General features: G+C 69.8%; 10 protein-coding genes, 1 tRNA gene and 1 rRNA gene. 11 read left to right on the top strand and 1 reads right to left on the bottom strand.

Translation table 11 applies throughout. The annotated features are described in order from the left end of the window. The first annotated feature begins 6 nt into the window (after positions 1-6). From rrf to DT019_RS34775, 3 genes are all read left to right on the top strand, one after another. Positions 7-123: ribosomal RNA gene (gene rrf, locus DT019_RS34785) — 5S ribosomal RNA — on the top strand. 98 nt (positions 124-221) lie between these two features. Continuing rightward, positions 222-899: a DegT/DnrJ/EryC1/StrS family aminotransferase gene (locus DT019_RS34780; RefSeq protein ID WP_114040981.1), complete on the top strand. Its 678-nt coding sequence runs from the start codon at positions 222-224 to the stop codon at positions 897-899. A gap of 89 nt (positions 900-988) precedes the next feature. Continuing rightward, positions 989-1061 (top strand) — tRNA-Thr (locus DT019_RS34775). A 56-nt stretch (positions 1062-1117) separates the two neighbouring features. On the opposite strand, the gene DT019_RS34770 is transcribed toward DT019_RS34775, so the two are convergent. Continuing rightward, positions 1118-3820, bottom strand: a complete 2703-nt coding sequence (locus DT019_RS34770) for a SpoIIE family protein phosphatase (protein WP_114040980.1) — start codon at positions 3818-3820, stop codon at positions 1118-1120. A 305-nt stretch (positions 3821-4125) separates the two neighbouring features. Here DT019_RS34770 and DT019_RS34765 point away from each other — a divergent pair, with 305 nt between their 5' ends. From DT019_RS34765 to DT019_RS34730, 8 genes are all read left to right on the top strand, one after another. After that, entirely contained in the window at positions 4126-9636 is a 5511-nt protein-coding gene (locus DT019_RS34765; protein ID WP_189390205.1) for a HAMP domain-containing protein, read from the top strand. Positions 9637-9880: 244 nt separating this feature from the next. Then, entirely contained in the window at positions 9881-10552 is a 672-nt protein-coding gene (locus tag DT019_RS34760) for a two-component system response regulator (RefSeq protein ID WP_114040978.1), read from the top strand. 122 nt (positions 10553-10674) lie between these two features. Beyond that, positions 10675-13443 carry a DNA translocase FtsK gene (locus tag DT019_RS34755; RefSeq protein ID WP_114040992.1) on the top strand — a complete coding sequence of 923 codons (2769 nt, stop codon included), beginning with the start codon at positions 10675-10677 and terminating at the stop codon, positions 13441-13443. A 309-nt stretch (positions 13444-13752) separates the two neighbouring features. Further along, entirely contained in the window at positions 13753-14595 is an 843-nt protein-coding gene (locus tag DT019_RS34750) for a helix-turn-helix domain-containing protein (RefSeq protein WP_114040977.1), read from the top strand. Between the two features lie 61 nt (positions 14596-14656). Then, positions 14657-16126 (top strand): 30S ribosomal protein S12 methylthiotransferase RimO, encoded by a 1470-nt coding sequence (gene rimO, locus DT019_RS34745; protein WP_114040976.1) that lies wholly within the window; start codon positions 14657-14659, stop codon positions 16124-16126. Further along, positions 16123-16791 (top strand): CDP-diacylglycerol--glycerol-3-phosphate 3-phosphatidyltransferase, encoded by a 669-nt coding sequence (pgsA, locus tag DT019_RS34740; RefSeq protein ID WP_114040975.1) that lies wholly within the window; start codon positions 16123-16125, stop codon positions 16789-16791. Before rimO ends, pgsA begins: the two co-directional genes overlap by 4 nt. Further along, positions 16788-17297: a CinA family protein gene (locus tag DT019_RS34735; RefSeq protein ID WP_114040974.1), complete on the top strand. Its 510-nt coding sequence runs from the start codon at positions 16788-16790 to the stop codon at positions 17295-17297. Before pgsA ends, DT019_RS34735 begins: the two co-directional genes overlap by 4 nt. Positions 17298-17406: 109 nt before the next feature. Next, complete coding sequence (locus DT019_RS34730) at positions 17407-17796, top strand: helix-turn-helix domain-containing protein (RefSeq protein WP_053726410.1); 390 nt, start codon at positions 17407-17409, stop codon at positions 17794-17796. The last annotated feature ends 193 nt before the right edge of the window (positions 17797-17989 follow it).

The following is a 17989-nucleotide window of genomic DNA, read 5'->3' as shown; positions in this document are numbered from 1 at the left end:
TAGTGTTTCGGTGGTCATAGCGTTAGGGAAACGCCCGGTTACATTCCGAACCCGGAAGCTAAGCCTTTCAGCGCCGATGGTACTGCAGGGGGGACCCTGTGGGAGAGTAGGACGCCGCCGAACAAATCTTCAACGCTGGCCCCTGAACTTCGGTTCGGGGGCCAGCGTTTTTTTGTGTCCGCTCACCTGGCGTTCATGTGGCAAGAGGACGATCCGCTGTCATGGGGATGACAGCAGCGCTCAAGTCCGCCGGGGTCGCGACGGGTGACGAGGTGATCGTGCCGGCCTACGACACGGGGGAGTTGGCCCGGGCCGTCGTCGCCGCGGGAGCGGTGCCGGTGTTCGCCGACATCGATCCGCTGACCTACTGCCTGGCGCCGGAAGCCGTACGCGGGGCCGTCACGTCCAGGACCGCCGCTGTCCTGCTCGTACGCCGCTTCGGGTATCCGGTGGTCAGGGCGCCGTTCGCCGAACTGGCCTCCGGGCACGGGCTGTTGCTTCTTGAGGAGGAGGACCGCCAGGACCTCGGTGGTGACGTGGCCCAACGGCGGACGCGGGCCGGGTACTTGGACCGGCGGCTCGTGGGAGTGGAGACGCCCGCGCCCGCCGAAGGGCATCGCTATCAGCGGTACGTGGTGCGCGTGCCCGGCAACGGGCGGCCCGACCGGGACGCGTTCGCGCGGCTGTTGCGGCGGCGAGGGGTCGCGTGCGAAGTGCCCGTGCCCATTCCCGTCCACAGGATGCGGGAGTTCAGGCGGGACGGGTGGGAGCTCGGCGAGACCGAGCGGGCTGCCGACGAAACGCTCGCGCTGCCGTCGCTCGACGTGCTTTCGGAGCCTGAATTGCGGCGGTTGGTATCCGTCTGTAACGCGCTCGGCGGCCTGCTGCAACCCGCGTAGCCGGAACCGGTGACCGTGGTTCGGAACACCGTCTGATTCGGGGTATGCTTTATCTCGTTGGTGAGGGGGAAACCCCGAAACAACAACCGGCCCCTATAGCTCAGTCGGTAGAGCGTCTCCATGGTAAGGAGAAGGTCTGCGGTTCGATTCCGCATGGGGGCTCAGCAATGTGAAAGGTCCCGCCCATTGGGCGGGGCCTTTCGCGTACCCTCTCGGCCTTATCGGTTGGTCTGCTCCGGGATGCGCATGGAGAGGATCGCCATGTCGTCGGAGGCCGGTTCGGCGGCGAACCGTTCCACGGCGCGCAGGACGCGTGCCGCGACCGCGCCCGCGGTGAGCCCCGTGCACGTGGCGAGGACGTCCGTGAGCCCGTCGTCGCCCAGCATCCTGGTGCCTTCGCGGCGCTCGGTGATCCCATCGGTCACGCAGAGCAGGACGTCGCCCGGGTCGAGGGTGATGGTCTGCTCGTACAGCTCCAGGTCGTCCATCACGCCGAGCAGCGGCTGCGGGTCCGCAGCCGGTTCCACGGTGCCGTTCTGGCGCAGGCGCAGCGGGAGGGGATGTCCGGCGCAGACGATCTTCAGGATGGCGCTGCCGTCCTCCTGGGGCCACAACTCGCCGTACAGGAGGGTCAGGAAGCGGCTGCGGGCGCCTTCGTCGAGGATGGCCGCGTTCAGGCGCTCCAGGACCGCGGGTCCGCCGAAGCCCTCGCGGGCGAGCAGGCGCAGGGCGTGCCGGGCGAGGCCGGTGACCGCGGCGGCCTCCGGGCCCGTGCCGCAGACGTCGCCGATCGCGAAGCCGTACGCGCCGTCCCGGATGGGGAAGAGGTCGTAGAAGTCGCCGCCCACCTCGTTGCCCTCGCCGGCCGCTCGGTAGATCACCTCGACCTCGACGCCCGGGATCTGCGGCAGGCCGGGCGGCAGCAGGGAGCGCTGGAGGGAGCGGCTGATGGCCATGCGCTCGGAGTACAGGCGCGCGTTGTCCAGGGCGAGGGCGGCTCGGCGGGAGAGGTCCTCGGCCAGTTCGAGAATCTCCTGACGGAAATGGTCATCTGACGGCTTGCCAAGTGTCAGCATGCCGATCACGCGGTTGCGGGCGACGAGCGGCAGGACGACGGTTTCGCCGCCGACCGCGGCCGCCGTTGACAGGGTGGTGCCGAGACCGCCGCCCGTGTGGGGGCTGCCGGAGCGGCCGAAGTCGCGCATGGACACCCGGAGCGCGGCCTGGTGGGCCGCCTCGCCGGGAGCCGTCCAGACGCGGGCGCCGGGGGTGGGCACCGGCTCCGGCGGGTTGATCTTGGAGAGGAGGGCCTTGAGGCCGTCGATGCGCTCCTCGTCCTCGTGGAGCACATAGGAGAGGTACGGGTCCGAGGCCTGGTCCGCGATCGTGTAGACGGCGCACCAGGTGGCCAGGGTGGGGACGGTCATCTGGGCCATCAGGGCCAGCGTCTGGTCGCGGTCCAGGGTGCCGGCCAGCAGGTCGGAGGCCTCTACGAGGAAGCTCAAGGAGCCCCTGCGCAGGCGTTCCAGCTCACCGAGGCGGGCCGATTCGACGGCGAGAGCGATGCGGTCGGCGGCGAACTGGAGGCGCAGGGCCTCCTCGTTGGAGTACCGGCCGGGGGATTCGGCGGCGACACCGAGCGAGCCGGTGAGGCGGCCCTCGACCTTGAGCGGCACGGTGACGACCGAGCGCATGCCGGTGCTTTCCAGGAGCGGGACGGCGCCCGGCACGGCCGCGAGGTCCTCGTGGACGGCGGGCATCCGCGCCGAGCCGTACCGTCCGGTCCCGGCCTCGACGGGCACGCGGGCGAAGCGCTGGCGGGCCGAGGGGAGGCCGGTGGTGGCCCGGACCTCCAGCTCCGTCTCGTCGTCGGTGGCGAGCAGCAGGAAGGCGGAGTCGCCGTCGAGCATGTCGCGGGCGCGTTCGACGGTGCGCTGGAGCAGGCCGTCGAGGTCGTCGGGGGCGGGGGAGCCGATGAAGACCTCGAACGGGTCGATGGTGCGGTTCTCGCCCAGCGTGGCCGGGTCGGTGGCGGGCTGGCGGGCCGGGGTCTGCAGGACCGCCCGCTCGTCGTCGCGCACCAGCAGGCAGACCGTGGAGGGCTCGCCCTCGGTGTCGCGGACGCGCAGGTGCGAGGCGTAGACCGGGACCACCCGGCCGTCGGCGCCTCTTATCCCGTACGTGCCTTCCCAGCGCGAGAGTTGGAGGGCCTCGACGATGCCGGTGGAGGTTCCGGGGGTGTGCGGCCAGGCCGCGAAGTCGGTGAGTGGCTTTCCGGTGACCTGCTCGGCGGGGTAGCCGAAGAGTTCCTCGGCGTCCTCGTTCCAGGCGCGTACGGCTCCGGCGCGGTCGATCTGGACGACCGCGACGCGGACTCTGCCGTCGGCGACCGGGAGCAGCGCGGTCGGCAGGGCGGGGCCGGCCGAGCGGGTGCCCACCGGCCGGTTGGGGAGGTCGAGTTGGAACCAGACGTTCTTTCTGGTCGGCGTGTACTCGACGCCCCAGCGGGAGGCGAGGGCGGCGCAGAGCAGCAGCCCACGGCCGTTCTCGCGATCGGGGCCCGCGATGTCGGCGGGGGAGCCGAGGAGCGGAACCTCACGTTCGGGGTAGCGGTCGGCCACTTCGACGCGTACGCCGTCGTCGGACCGCAGGCACAGGACGTCCGCCTTGGTGCCGGCGTGGACCACCGCGTTGGTGACCAGCTCGCTGGTGAGGACCACGGCGTCGTCGACGACGTCGGCGTACCCCCACCCCTGGAGGGTGTCCCGGACGAAGGCGCGGGCGGTCGCGACCGACCGCCCGACAGGGTCGAAGCTGGCTGCCGCCCGCGCGGTGATCACAGAACTCCTCGTACGCGTCTCGTCGCCCGGTTTTTCCTGCCGGGGCTCCGGAACGTGCTCTCCGGGAATCAACAATCCCATGTCGGCCCGCCCCCTCCGGTGTCCCGTGGTCGTCCTTTGTGCCGCCCTCCCCCAAGCTTTACCGAGCAGAAGGGTACGAACCGCCCCCATGCCGGGCGGACCGGGGCGGCTGGACAGCCGGAAGCCAGGTTACTTACCTTCGCTGTCCGAGCGGATGCCGGTCACCAGTGTTTCCGCCCTCCGTGGGCGGGGACGGATATGCGAAGCTGCCGAACTGTTATGGCCTGGTTCGGCCATGGTGAAACACTGGGCATGCTTCCGGAGACAGCCCGGGCAGTGCGGTCAACCCTTGCGGGAGGGACACGGTGGAGTCTGGCGCAGCGGCGCGGGGCGTAAGCACGCGCGCGAAAGACGATCAGTCCCGGACTCAACAAGGCCGGAGTCACAAGCAGCGCGGAGGCAACGGCACGACCGAGGTGGACACGGCGGCCCTGCAGCGGCTGCTGGCCGCCCTGGCGTCCATGCGGGACGGGAACTTCCGCAAGCGGCTGACGGTCTCGGGCGACGGCGTGATGGCGGAGATCGCCGCCGTCTTCAACGAGGTCGCGGACCGGAACCTGCACCTGACCGGGGAGATCGCCCGGGTGCGCAGGATGGTCGGCCGCGAGGGGAAGCTGACCGAGCGGCTGGAGAACGGGGCCTGTGAGGGCTCCTGGGCTGCCGCCATCGACGCCTCCAACGCGCTGGTGGACGATCTCGCGCGCCCGGTCTCGGAGGTCGGGCGGGTGCTCTCGGCGGTGGCCGAGGGTGATCTGGATCAGCGGATGGACCTGCGTTCGCACGGCAGTGACGGGGCCGAGCGGCCGTTGCGCGGGGAATTCCTCAAGGTCGGCAGGACCGTCAACAACCTGGTCGACCAGTTGTCCGCCTTTACCGACGAGGTGACGCGGGTCGCCCTTGAGGTCGGTACGGAGGGCAAGCTCGGCGGTCAGGCCCAGGTGCGCGGTATGTCCGGCTCCTGGAAGGATCTGACGGATTCCGTCAACACGATGGCGTACCGGCTGACGGCTCAGGTACGTGACATTGCTCTCGTCACGACGGCGGTCGCCAAGGGCGATCTGTCGCGCAAGGTCACCGTGCACGTGGCCGGCGAGATGCTCCAGCTGAAGAACACCGTCAACACGATGGTCGACCAGTTGTCCTCCTTCTCCTCCGAGGTCACCCGGGTCGCCCGTGAGGTGGGCACCGAGGGCGAGCTCGGCGGGCAGGCGCAGGTGCCGGGCGTGGCCGGGGTGTGGAAGGACCTGACCGACTCCGTCAACGTGATGGCGACGAACCTGACGGCTCAGGTGCGCGGGATCGCCCAGGTGACGACGGCCGTGGCCAACGGCGACCTGTCGCAGAAGGTGACGGTCAACGCACGCGGCGAGGTCGCGCAGCTCGCGGAGACCATCAACCAGATGACCGAGACGCTGCGTACGTTCGCCGACGAGGTCACCCGGGTGGCCAACGAGGTGGGCGCCGAGGGGCTGCTCGGCGGGCAGGCGCAGGTGCCGGGCGCGGCGGGCACCTGGAAGGACCTGACGGACTCGGTGAACACCGTGTTCCGCAATCTGACGACCCAGGTGCGGGACATCGCGCAGGTGACCACGGCGGTCGCCAGCGGTGACATGACGCAGAAGGTCACCGTGGACGTGGCCGGCGAGATGCTGGAGCTGAAGAACACCGTCAACACGATGGTCGACCAGTTGCAGTCGTTCGGTTCCGAGGTGACCCGGGTGGCGCGCGAGGTCGGCATCGAGGGCCGGCTCGGCGGGCAGGCGGAGGTGCCGGGCGCGGCGGGCACCTGGAAGGACCTCACGGATTCCGTCAACACCGCCTTCCGCAACCTCACCGGTCAGGTGCGCGACATCGCGCAGGTGACGACGGCGGTGGCCAACGGCGACCTCTCCCAGAAGGTCACCGTGGATGTCGCGGGCGAGATGCTGGAGCTGAAGAACACCGTCAACACGATGGTGGCGCAGCTGTCCTCGTTCGCCGACCAGGTCACGCGGATGGCGCGGGACGTGGGCACCGAGGGGCGGCTCGGCGGCCAGGCGCGCGTCGACGGCGTCTCGGGCACCTGGAAGGAACTGACCGACTCCGTCAACTTCATGGCGGGGAACCTGACTTCGCAGGTGCGCCAGATCGCCCAGGTGACGACGGCGGTGGCGCGGGGTGACCTGTCGCAGAAGATCGACGTGGACGCGCGCGGCGAGATGCTGGAGCTGAAGAACACCATCAACACGATGGTCGACCAGCTCTCCGCCTTCGCCGAGCAGGTCACCCGCGTTGCCCGGGAGGTGGGCACCGACGGCCGCCTCGGCGGGCAGGCGCAGGTGCCCGGCGTCGCCGGAGTGTGGCGCGATCTGACCGACTCCGTGAACGGCATGGCCGGGAACCTCACGGCCCAGGTGCGCAACATCGCCCAGGTCGCCACCGCGGTGGCCCGGGGTGACCTGTCGCAGAAGATCGACGTGGACGCGCGCGGCGAGATCCTGGAGCTGAAGAACACGCTCAACACGATGGTCGACCAGCTCTCCAACTTCGCTGAGCAGGTCACCCGGGTGGCCCGTGAGGTGGGAACCGAGGGCATCCTGGGCGGTCAGGCCGAGGTGCAGGGCGTGTCCGGCACCTGGAAGGACCTCACCCAGTCCGTCAACTTCATGGCCAACAACCTGACTTCACAGGTGCGCAACATCGCCGAGGTGACCACGGCGGTCGCCGAGGGCGACCTCTCCAAGAAGATCACCGTCGACTCCAAGGGCGAGATCCTGGAGCTGGTGACGACCGTCAACACGATGGTCGACCAGCTCTCCAACTTCGCCGACGAGGTGACCCGGGTCGCCCGTGAGGTGGGCACCGAGGGCATCCTCGGTGGTCAGGCCCGGGTGCGCGGTGTCACCGGCATCTGGAAGGACCTCAGCGACAACGTCAACCTGATGGCCGCGAACCTGACGACCCAGGTGCGCAACATCTCCCGGGTCTCGGCGGCGGTCGCCAACGGAGACCTCACCAAGAAGGTGACGGTCGAGGCGCGCGGCGAGGTCGCCGAGCTCGCCGACACCGTCAACACCATGGTGACGACGCTGTCCTCGTTCGCCGAGCAGGTCACCAAGGTGGCCCGCGAGGTGGGCACGGACGGCATCCTGGGCGGCCAGGCGCGGGTGCCCGGTGTCTCCGGCACGTGGAAGGACCTCACCGAATCGGTGAACTCCATGGCCGACAACCTCACCGGGCAGGTGCGCCAGATCGCCACCGTCACCACCGCCATCGCGCAGGGCGACCTCACCAAGAAGATCGACATCGACGCGCGCGGCGAGATCCAGGAGCTGAAGAACACCATCAACACGATGGTCGACCAGCTGTCCTCGTTCGGCCAGGAGGTCACCCGGGTCGCCCGCGAGGTGGGCACGGAGGGCCAGCTGGGCGGTCACGCCCGGGTGCGCGACGTCGACGGGACCTGGCGCGACCTCACCGAATCGGTGAACGAGATGGCCGGAAACCTGACCCGCCAGGTCCGCGCGATCGCGGCCGTCGCGACCGCGGTGACGCGCGGCGACCTCAATCTGAAGATCGACGTGGACGCGTCGGGCGAGATCCAGGCCCTCCAGGACAACATCAACACCATGATCGCCAACCTGCGCGACACCACCGTCGCGAACAAGGAGCAGGACTGGCTCAAGGGCAACCTGGCCCGCATCTCCGGCCTGATGCAGGGCCGCCGCGACCTCGACGACGTGGCCTCGCTGATCATGACCGAGCTGACCCCGGTCGTCTCGGCCCAGCACGGCGCGTTCTTCCTGGCGATGCCGACGGGCGGCGGCCCCGAGGTGAGCGCGGACGGCGACGGCTCGTACGAGCTGCGGATGCGCGGGAGTTACGGCTACTCGGCCGGGTCCATGCCGACCTCCTTCCGGCCCGGTGAGACGCTGATCGGCACGGCCGCCGAGGAGAAGCGGACGATCCTGGTGGAGAACGTCCCGCCGGGTTACCTCAAGATCTCCTCCGGTCTCGGCGAGGCGCCGCCGGCGCATGTGATCGTGCTTCCGGTGCTGTTCGAGGGCAAGGTGCTCGGCGTGATCGAACTGGCCTCGTTCCAGCCGTTCACGCAGATCCAGAAGGACTTCCTCAACCAGATCGCCGAGATGATCGCGACCAGCGTCAACACCATCTCGGTCAACTCCAAGACCGAGGTGCTGCTCAAGCAGTCGCAGGAGCTCACGGAGCAACTCCGCGAGCGTTCGGCCGAGTTGGAGAACCGGCAGCGGGCGCTTCAGGCGTCCAACGCCGAGCTGGAGGAGAAGGCCGAGCTGCTCGCCCAGCAGAACCGTGACATCGAGGTGAAGAACACCGAGATCGAGGAGGCCCGGCAGGTCCTGGAGGAGCGCGCCGAGCAGCTGGCCGTCTCCATGCGCTACAAGTCCGAGTTCCTCGCGAACATGTCGCACGAGCTGCGTACGCCGCTCAACTCGCTGCTGATCCTCGCCAAGCTGCTCGCCGACAACGCGGAGGGCAACCTCTCGCCGAAGCAGGTCGAGTTCGCTGAGACGATCCACGGGGCGGGCTCCGACCTGCTCCAGCTGATCAACGACATCCTCGACCTGTCGAAGGTCGAGGCGGGGAAGATGGACGTCTCGCCGACCCGGATCGCGCTGGTCCAGCTGGTCGACTACGTGGAGGCGACCTTCCGGCCGCTCACCGCGGAGAAGGGCCTCGACTTCTCGGTGCGGGTCTCGCCCGAGCTGCCCGCGACGCTGCACACCGACGAGCAGCGGCTGCTCCAGGTGCTGCGCAACCTGCTGTCCAACGCGGTCAAGTTCACCGACAGCGGCGCGGTCGAGCTCGTGATCCGCCCGGCCGGCTCCGACGTTCCGCACGCCATCCGCGAGCAGCTCCTGGAGGCGGGCTCGCTGCGCGACGCCGACGCCGACCTGATCGCGTTCTCGGTCACCGACACCGGCATCGGGATCGCGGCCAGCAAGATGCGGGTCATCTTCGAGGCGTTCAAGCAGGCGGACGGCACGACCAGCCGCAAGTACGGCGGCACCGGTCTCGGCCTGTCCATCAGCCGCGAGATCGCGCGGCTGCTCGGCGGCGAGATCCACGCGGCGAGCGAACCGGGCCGCGGCTCCACCTTCACCCTCTATCTCCCGCTGCACCTCAGCGAGTTGCCCGCCCAGGGCTACCCGCAGCTCGCGCCCGGCGGCATGGAGGGCGCGGTCGGGCTCGCCATCGACGCCGCACGCCCCGACCTCGCCCAGCACAACGGCGGGACGCAGGCGGGGCCCACCGTCTCGCAGCCGGGCACGGCCGGGCTGTTCCGGCGGCGGCGCAAGGCGCTCGGCACGGAAGGGCAGCGGGAAGCCGCGCCGTCCGGGCAGGCCGGGCAGGCCGTCGGCACGCAGGAGAGCTGGGAGGCGGCGGAGCCGGAGCGGACGCCCGCGCGGACGTTCCAGTTCGCCGGCGAGAAGGTCCTGATCGTCGACGACGACGTACGCAACGTCTTCGCGCTCACCAGCGTCCTGGAGCAGCACGGGCTCTCGGTGCTGTACGCGGAGAACGGGCGGGAGGGCATCGAGGTCCTCGAACAGCACGAGGACACCGCCGTGGTCCTGATGGACATCATGATGCCGGAGATGGACGGGTATGCGACGACCTCGGCGATTCGCCGGATGCCGCAGTTCGCCGGTCTGCCGATCGTCGCGCTCACCGCGAAGGCGATGAAGGGGGACCGTGAGAAGGCCATCGAGTCCGGTGCGTCGGACTACGTGACGAAGCCGGTCGACCCGGACCATCTGCTCTCCGTGATGGAGGAGTGGATGCGAGGGAAGTGATCGTCGGCCGGAGGGAACCCCGGGTGTCGTTGACTCGCTGTGGCCGAAGGCGTGTGAGGCGGCGGTATTCGGGGAACCTTCTGGTCTCCCACTGCGTTTCTGCTACGTGCACAGTGACATCGCGGTGACAGGGTGTGGCGACAGGCGGGGTGCGGCTACCATGACCGGCACAAGGACGGGCGACGCAAGGGAGTCGTCCCCTGGGGCGGCGCCCGGTGCACTGCCGGGGCGAGGAGGACGGGCCATGGTGCAGAAGGCCAAGATCCTCCTGGTCGATGACCGGCCGGAGAATCTGCTGGCGCTGGAGGCCATCCTCTCTGCGCTCGATCAGACACTGGTGCGGGCATCGTCAGGGGAGGAAGCGCTCAAAGCGCTGCTTACGGACGATTTCGCGGTCATTCTGCTGGACGTCCAGATGCCCGGAATGGACGGGTTCGAGACCGCCGCGCACATCAAGCGGCGCGAGCGGACGCGGGACATCCCGATCATCTTCCTCACGGCCATCAACCACGGGCCCCATCACACCTTCCGGGGCTACGCGGCGGGTGCCGTGGACTACATCTCGAAGCCGTTCGACCCGTGGGTGCTGCGCGCCAAGGTCTCGGTCTTCGTCGAGCTGTACATGAAGAACTGCCAGCTGCGCGAGCAGGCGGCCCTGCTGCGGCTCCAGTTGGAGGGCGGCCAGGGCGGTGCGGCCAAGGAGTCCGCGGGCCTGCTGGCCGAACTGTCCGCGCGGCTCGCGGCAGTTGAGGAGCAGGCCGAGGCGCTCTCCAAGCAACTCGACGACGACTCGGCCGACGCCGCCGCGGTCGCCACGGCCGCCCACCTGGAGCGCAAGCTCACCGGCCTGCGGCGGGCATTGGACGCGCTGGAGCCCGGCACCGGCGGCGCGCCCACGCTCCCCTCGCAGAACTGACGGCCCGGAACTGACGCCATGTCCGGCTGACATGGCGTCAGCATCCTTGGGGCGTACGACACGGACGGGTGATGCCGGAAGCACACGTGTCCACCGCCGCCGACCCAGGTAACCTCAGCACCATGGCCTCACGTACGTCCGGCAAGGGTTCCCAGGGCACGGCGGGCACCGCGAAGCGCACCGGCCGTACCCCGGCGAAGAAGGCTGCGCCCGCGAAGAAAGCCGCGGCCCCCAAGGCGCCCGCGAAGAAGACCGCACCGAGGAAGGCGCCCGCCAAGAAGGCGGTGGCGCCCAAGCCCGCTCCCAAGGCGGCGCCGTCCCCGACCGGGGGCCTGTACAGGCTGGTGCGCGCCGTCTGGCTCGGCGCCGCGCACGCCGTGGGCGCGATGTTCCGCGGCATAGGACGGGGAGCCAAGGGGCTGGACCCGGCCCACCGCAAGGACGGCGTCGCGCTGCTCCTGCTCGGGCTCGCGCTGATCGTCGCCGCCGGCACCTGGTCGAATCTGCGCGGACCGGTCGGCGACCTCGTGCAGATGCTGGTGACCGGCGCGTTCGGCCGGCTCGACGTGGTGGTGCCGCTGCTGCTCGGCGCCATCGCGATCCGGCTCATCCTCTATCCCGAGAAGCCGGAGGCCAACGGGCGGATCGTCATCGGCCTGTCCGCGCTCGTCCTCGGCATCCTCGGGCAGGTCCACATCGCCTGTGGTTCGCCCGGCCGCAACGACGGCACCGACGCCCTGCAGGACGCGGGCGGCCTGATCGGCTGGGCCGCGTCCAAGCCGCTGGAGTTCACGCTCGGCGACGTCCTGGCCGTGCCGATGCTGGTGCTGCTCACGGTCTTCGGTCTGCTGGTGGTCACCGCGACGCCGGTCAACGCCATCCCGCAGCGGCTGCGGCTGCTCGGCGTCAGGCTCGGCGTCATCGAACCGCTGCCGGAGGAGATCGGCGAGGAGGGGCTCTACGGCGACGAGTGGCGCGAGGACGAGCCCGCGCCGCGCTCCCGGCGCCGCCCCGCCGCCCCGGTCGAGCAGGACCCGGACCGGGCCGAGGAAGAGGCGCTCTCGCGGCGCCGCAAGCCGCGGCGCGCGTCGGTCCAACCGGCGTTCGAGAACGGCCTCGACCCTGTCGACGTGGCCGCCGCCGCGGCCGCGGCCCTGGACGGCGCCGTCCTCAACGGGCTGCCCCCCTCGCCCGTCGTCGCCGACCTGACGCAGGGCGTCTCCGTCGAGCGGGACCGCGAGCAGGCCACCCCGCTGCCGACCGCCCGCGCCGCCGAGACCGAGACCGAGGCCCCGGCGGCGAAGGCCGCGCCGAAGGCCACCCCGGGCGCGAAGCCCGTCGTCATGGATCTGACGAAGCCGGCGCCCCCCGCGGCCGAGTCGCTGCCCCCGCGCGCCGAGCAGCTCCAGCTCGCCGGGGACATCACGTACGCGCTGCCCTCGCTCGACCTCCTGGAGAAGGGCGGCCCCGGCAAGACGCGCAGCGCCGCCAATGACGCGGTCGTGGCTTCGCTGCAGAACGTCTTCATGGAGTTCAAGGTCGACGCGAACGTCACCGGCTTCACCCGGGGCCCGACGGTCACGCGGTACGAGGTCGAGCTCGGGCCCGCCGTCAAGGTCGAGCGGATCACCGCCCTCGCCAAGAACATCGCGTACGCGGTCGCCAGTCCGGACGTGCGGATCATCTCGCCGATTCCAGGGAAATCAGCTGTCGGTATCGAGATTCCCAATACCGACCGCGAGATGGTCAACCTCGGGGACGTGCTGCGCCTCGCGGACGCGGCCGAGGACGACCATCCGATGCTGGTGGCGCTCGGCAAGGACGTCGAGGGCGGCTACGTCATGGCCAACCTCGCCAAGATGCCGCACGTCCTGGTCGCCGGAGCCACCGGTTCCGGAAAGTCCTCCTGCATCAACTGCCTCATCACCTCGGTGATGGTGCGGGCCACGCCCGAGGACGTCCGCATGGTGCTGGTCGACCCCAAGCGCGTGGAGCTGACGGCGTACGAGGGCATTCCGCACCTGATCACGCCGATCATCACCAACCCCAAGCGGGCCGCCGAGGCGCTCCAGTGGGTGGTGCGCGAGATGGACCTGCGCTACGACGACCTCGCGGCGTTCGGGTTCCGCCACATCGACGACTTCAACGAGGCGATCCGCAACGGCAAGGTCAAGCTGCCCGAGGGCAGCGAACGCGAGCTGACGCCGTATCCCTATCTCCTGGTGATCGTCGACGAGCTCGCCGACCTGATGATGGTGGCTCCGCGCGATGTGGAGGACGCGATCGTCCGTATCACCCAGCTGGCCCGTGCGGCCGGCATCCACCTGGTGCTGGCCACCCAGCGGCCCTCGGTCGACGTCGTCACCGGCCTGATCAAGGCGAACGTGCCGTCGCGGCTCGCGTTCGCGACCTCCTCGCTCGCCGACAGCCGGGTCATCCTCGACCAGCCGGGCGCCGAGAAGCTGATCGGCAAGGGAGACGGCCTGTTCCTGCCGATGGGCGCGAACAAGCCGACCCGGCTCCAGGGTGCCTTCGTCACCGAGGACGAGATCGCGGCCGTCGTCCAGCACTGCAAGGACCAGATGGCCCCGGTCTTCCGGGACGACGTCACGGTCGGTACCAAGCAGAAGAAGGAGATCGACGAGGAGATCGGCGACGACCTGGACCTCCTGTGCCAGGCGGCCGAGCTGGTGGTGTCCACGCAGTTCGGCTCGACGTCGATGCTCCAGCGCAAGCTCCGCGTCGGCTTCGCCAAGGCGGGCCGGCTGATGGACCTGATGGAGTCGCGCAACATCGTCGGTCCCAGCGAGGGCTCCAAGGCGCGCGACGTCCTGGTCAAGCCGGACGAACTCGATGGAGTGCTGGCCGTCATCCGCGGGGAGGCTCCCTGAGTGCGGCCGTCGGCGGACGGTGTTCAACTGGCAGATTCCGACCATTGACAGCCCATATACGCCGGACGGGTCCGGTCGGCTGACCGCCGATCGGACCAAACAGCACTCGTACGGGATGCCCGAGCAACCGTTTCCCTTGGCCGTACGTCAAGTTGAGGGAGACGTGGAAGCAAGCGTGGCCAGTGTTCCGCTGTCAGGGGCGCGGCCATACCGATGGCGTACAAAGTCCGCTCTCCCGGTTGCCCCACTCTTTCGTACCCCCCCTAGACTGAACACCCAGCAGGTGGCTCACGCTCGAAAGGCGCCCCCGTGTCCATCGGCAACTCTCCCGAAGACGACCGGCCTTCGATCGAAGACGACGGGCCATCGATCGGTCGTGCACTTCAGCAGGCCCGTATCGCCGCCGGACTGACGGTCGACGAGGTCAGTTCCATCACGCGGGTGCGCATCCCCATCGTGCACGCGATCGAGCAGGACGACTTCTCGCGGTGCGGCGGTGATGTGTACGCGCGCGGGCACATCCGTACGCTCGCCCAGGCCGTCCATCTCGACCCGGATCCGCTGGTCGCACGGTACGACGCCGATCACGGCGGCCGACCCGCGCCCACCCCCGCGGCCCCCCTGTTCGAGGCCGAGCGCATCCGGCCCGAGCCGCGCCGGCCCAACTGGACCGCCGCCATGGTCGCCGCGATCGTGGTGGTCGTCGGCTTCGTGGGCTTCACGATGTTCAGCGGCGGCAGCGACAAGGGCAGGGGCGGCACCTCCGTCGCCGAGGGCCCCAGTCAGCAGAAGCCGCCCTCCCCGTCGGCCAGCCCCACTCCGTCCAAGCCCGCGCCGCCGCCCAAGCCGACCCCGTCCCCCTCGGACAGCGCGATCGCCGCCGTCCCGGGCGACAAGGTCACCGTGAAGGTCACCGCGGTCAACGACAAGAGCTGGATCTCGGCCAAGGACCACAACGGCAAGATGCTCTTCGACGGACTGCTCCAGAAGGGCGAGGCTCAGACGTTCCAGGACGGCCAGCAGGTCGACCTGATCCTCGGCAACGCCGGGGCGATCGAGCTCTACGTCAACGGAAAGAAGATCGAGAGCAAGTTCGAGGACGGCCAGGTCGAGCGCCTGAGCTACACCAAGGGCGACCCGCAGGTCGGCTGAGAGCCGGACCCGGTGACCCTCGCGGCGGGGGCGTGGGCCAGGACAAAGTAGTCTTGAGTCCATGCCCGAACGCCGCACCGTCGCCCTTGTCACTCTTGGCTGCGCCCGTAACGAGGTGGACTCGGAGGAGCTCGCAGGCCGCTTGGCAGCGGACGGCTGGGAGCTCGTCGAGGACGCATCGGACGCGGACGTCGCCGTCGTCAACACCTGCGGATTCGTCGAAGCCGCCAAGAAGGACTCCGTCGACGCCCTCCTCGAGGCCAACGATCTGAAGGACCACGGCAGGACCCAGGCCGTCGTCGCGGTCGGCTGCATGGCCGAGCGGTACGGCAAGGACCTCGCCGAGGCGCTGCCCGAGGCCGACGGAGTGCTCGGCTTCGACGACTACGCCGACATCTCCGACCGCCTCCAGACCATCCTCAACGGCGGCATCCACGCCTCGCACACCCCGCGCGACCGGCGCAAGCTGCTGCCGATCAGTCCGGCCGAGCGGCAGGCCGCCCCGGACGTGGCGCTGCCCGGCCACGCGCAGGACACCGCCCCCGAGGACCTCCCCGAAGGCCTCGCGCCCGCCTCCGGGCCGCGCGCCCCGCTGCGCCGCCGCCTGGACTCCAGCCCGGTCGCCTCCGTGAAGCTGGCCTCCGGCTGCGACCGCCGCTGCTCGTTCTGCGCCATCCCGTCCTTCCGCGGCTCCTTCATCTCGCGCCGCCCCAGCGACGTGCTCGGCGAGACCCGCTGGCTGGCCGAGCAGGGCGTCAAGGAGGTCATGCTGGTCTCCGAGAACAACACCTCGTACGGCAAGGACCTCGGCGACATCCGGCTGCTCGAGACGCTGCTTCCGGAGCTCGCGGCGGTCGACGGCATCGAGCGGGTACGCGTCAGCTACCTCCAGCCCGCCGAGATGCGGCCGGGCCTCATCGACGTCCTGACGTCGACCGAGAAGGTCGTGCCGTACTTCGACCTCTCCTTCCAGCACTCGGCGCCCGGCGTGCTGCGCGCGATGCGGCGCTTCGGCGACACCGAGCGGTTCCTCGAACTGCTTGACACGATCCGCGCCAAGGCTCCGACGGCCGGTGTGCGGTCCAACTTCATCGTCGGCTTCCCCGGCGAGACGGAGGAGGACTTCAAGGAGCTGGAACGCTTCCTCACGGCCGCCCGCCTCGATGCGATCGGCGTCTTCGGCTACTCCGACGAGGAGGGCACCGAAGCGGTCGGCTACGAGAACAAGCTGGACGCGGACACCATCGCCGAGCGGCTCGCGCACCTGTCGCGGCTCGCGGAGGAGCTCACCGCGCAGCGCGCCGAGGAGCGCATCGGCGACACCGTGCGCGTCCTGGTCGAGAGCGTCGACGAGGAGGACGGCGCGGTCGGCCGCGCGGAGCACCAGGCGCCCGAGACCGACGGCCAGGTGATCTTCACCCGGAGCGCCGGTCTTGCGCCCGGCCGTATCGTCGAGGCCAAGGTGGTCGGTACCGAAGGTGTCGACCTCGTGGTCGAGTTGCTCGATGGGGCTGAGGAGGCGGGCAGATGACCGGAGTCCCGGCATCGGCGGCGGGCGGTACCGGCCGGACGCCGGCGCCCGGCGGCAAGCTGGGTGCTGCGGCCGTCAACCAGGCCAGCCTCTGGAACATCGCCAACATCCTCACGATGATCCGGCTCGTGCTCGTGCCGGGCTTCGTCATGCTCCTGCTCGCGGACGGCGGGTACGACCCGGCGATGCGGGCGTGGGCCTGGGCGGCCTTCGCCGTCGCCATGATCACCGACATCTTCGACGGGCATCTGGCCCGCACGTACAACCTGGTCACCGACTTCGGGAAGATCGCCGACCCGATCGCCGACAAGGCGATCATGGGAGCGGCGCTGATCTGTCTCTCCCTGCTCGGCGATCTGCCGTGGTGGGTCACCGGAGTCATCCTGTTCCGGGAACTCGGCATCACGCTCATGCGTTTCTGGGTCATCAGGCATGGAGTGATTCCGGCCAGCCGCGGTGGAAAGCTCAAGACCCTCGCCCAGGGCACCGCGACCGGGATGTACGTCCTGGCGCTGACGGGTCCGCTGGCCACCCTGCGCTTCTGGGTGATGGCCGTCGCCGTGGTGCTCACGGTGGTCACGGGGCTCGACTATGTGCGCCAGGCGATCGTGCTGAGGCGCAAGGGACTTGCCGCGCAGCGCGCCGCCGGAGGGTCCGCGTCGTGAGCGAGGCGGACCGGCTCCTGCGGCTGCTCACGGAGCGTGACCAGACGCTCGCGGTCGCGGAGTCGCTGACGGGCGGCCTGGTGGCCGCCGAGCTCACCGCGGTGCCGGGTGCCTCGCGGGTTTTCCGCGGTTCCGTGACGGCGTACGCGACCGTGCTGAAGCGGGACGTCCTGGGTGTGGACGGGACCCTTCTGGCCGAGCGCGGCGCGGTCGATCCCGAGGTCGCGTCGCAGATGGCGGCGGGGGTGCGCGAGGTTCTGGGCGCCGACTGGGGGATCGCGACCACGGGTGTCGCGGGGCCCGAGCCCCAGGACGGCCGGCCGGTCGGGACGGTATACGTTTCGGCCGTTGGTCCGGCGGGAGCCAAGAAAACGGTCGCATTGCGGTTGAACGGCGACCGGGCGGAAATTCGTAGGGAGAGTGTACGCAGCGTGCTCGAACTGCTCTCCAGTGAACTCCGCAAGGATGGGCGGGCACAGGATACGGAACAGAACGGGGGGATTTGATGTTTGCAGCCCTGAGTGAACACGACATCGCTCCCCGCACGGCCGCGGCGCGAGGCGGTACGGTGGGGCGTGAAGGATGCGGCTACGCGGTCCGAGGAGGGAGCCACCGATGATTCTGCTCCGTCGCCTGCTGGGTGACGTGCTGCGTCGGCAGCGCCAGCGCCAGGGCCGTACTCTGCGCGAAGTCTCCTCGTCCGCCCGAGTCTCACTCGGCTATCTCTCCGAGGTGGAGCGGGGGCAGAAGGAGGCTTCCTCCGAACTGCTCTCCGCGATCTGCGACGCGCTTGACGTACGGATGTCCGAGCTCATGCGGGAAGTGAGCGACGAGCTGGCACTCGCCGAGCTCGCTGCCTCTGCGGCAGCGAGTGACCCGGTGCCGGTGCGTGCGCCGGTACGTCCGATGCTCAATTCGATCTCCGTGACGTCGGTGACTGGCGTGCCGACGGAGCGGGTGACGATCAAGGCGCCCGCGGAAGCGGTGGACGTCGTCGCGGCCTGATATCCAGGCTCGCACCCAGGCTTGTACTGAGCCCCGGTTGGTCACTTCGTGACCGCCGGGGCTCAGCCTTTTCCGCCGCGCCCGTTTCGGGGCTTCTGTGGCAGGGTGGTAGGAGATCGCGCATACGTCCGCATAGTCCGTACGAGCGTTCCCCTCGTGCGGATGTCCCGCGGGCGTTCCGTCCTGAGTGGAG

The organism is Streptomyces sp. SDr-06, assembly GCF_003324565.1.
Lineage (GTDB): Bacteria > Actinomycetota > Actinomycetes > Streptomycetales > Streptomycetaceae > Streptomyces.
Note: the sequence above shows the minus strand (reverse complement) of the source record. Positions and strands in the feature narration are given on the sequence as shown.

Excerpts from the sequence above, each read along its gene's own strand:
- DT019_RS34755 (WP_114040992.1), top strand. The coding sequence starts at position 10,675 with ATGGCCTCACGTACGTCCGGCAAGGGTTCCCAGGGCACGGCGGGCACC.
- rimO (WP_114040976.1), top strand. The coding sequence starts at position 14,657 with ATGCCCGAACGCCGCACCGTCGCCCTTGTCACTCTTGGCTGCGCCCGT.
- pgsA (WP_114040975.1), top strand. The coding sequence starts at position 16,123 with ATGACCGGAGTCCCGGCATCGGCGGCGGGCGGTACCGGCCGGACGCCG.
- DT019_RS34730 (WP_053726410.1), top strand. The coding sequence starts at position 17,407 with ATGATTCTGCTCCGTCGCCTGCTGGGTGACGTGCTGCGTCGGCAGCGC.
- DT019_RS34760 (WP_114040978.1), top strand. The coding sequence starts at position 9,881 with ATGGTGCAGAAGGCCAAGATCCTCCTGGTCGATGACCGGCCGGAGAAT.
- DT019_RS34770 (WP_114040980.1), bottom strand. The coding sequence starts at position 3,820 with ATGGGATTGTTGATTCCCGGAGAGCACGTTCCGGAGCCCCGGCAGGAA.
- DT019_RS34780 (WP_114040981.1), top strand. The coding sequence starts at position 222 with ATGGGGATGACAGCAGCGCTCAAGTCCGCCGGGGTCGCGACGGGTGAC.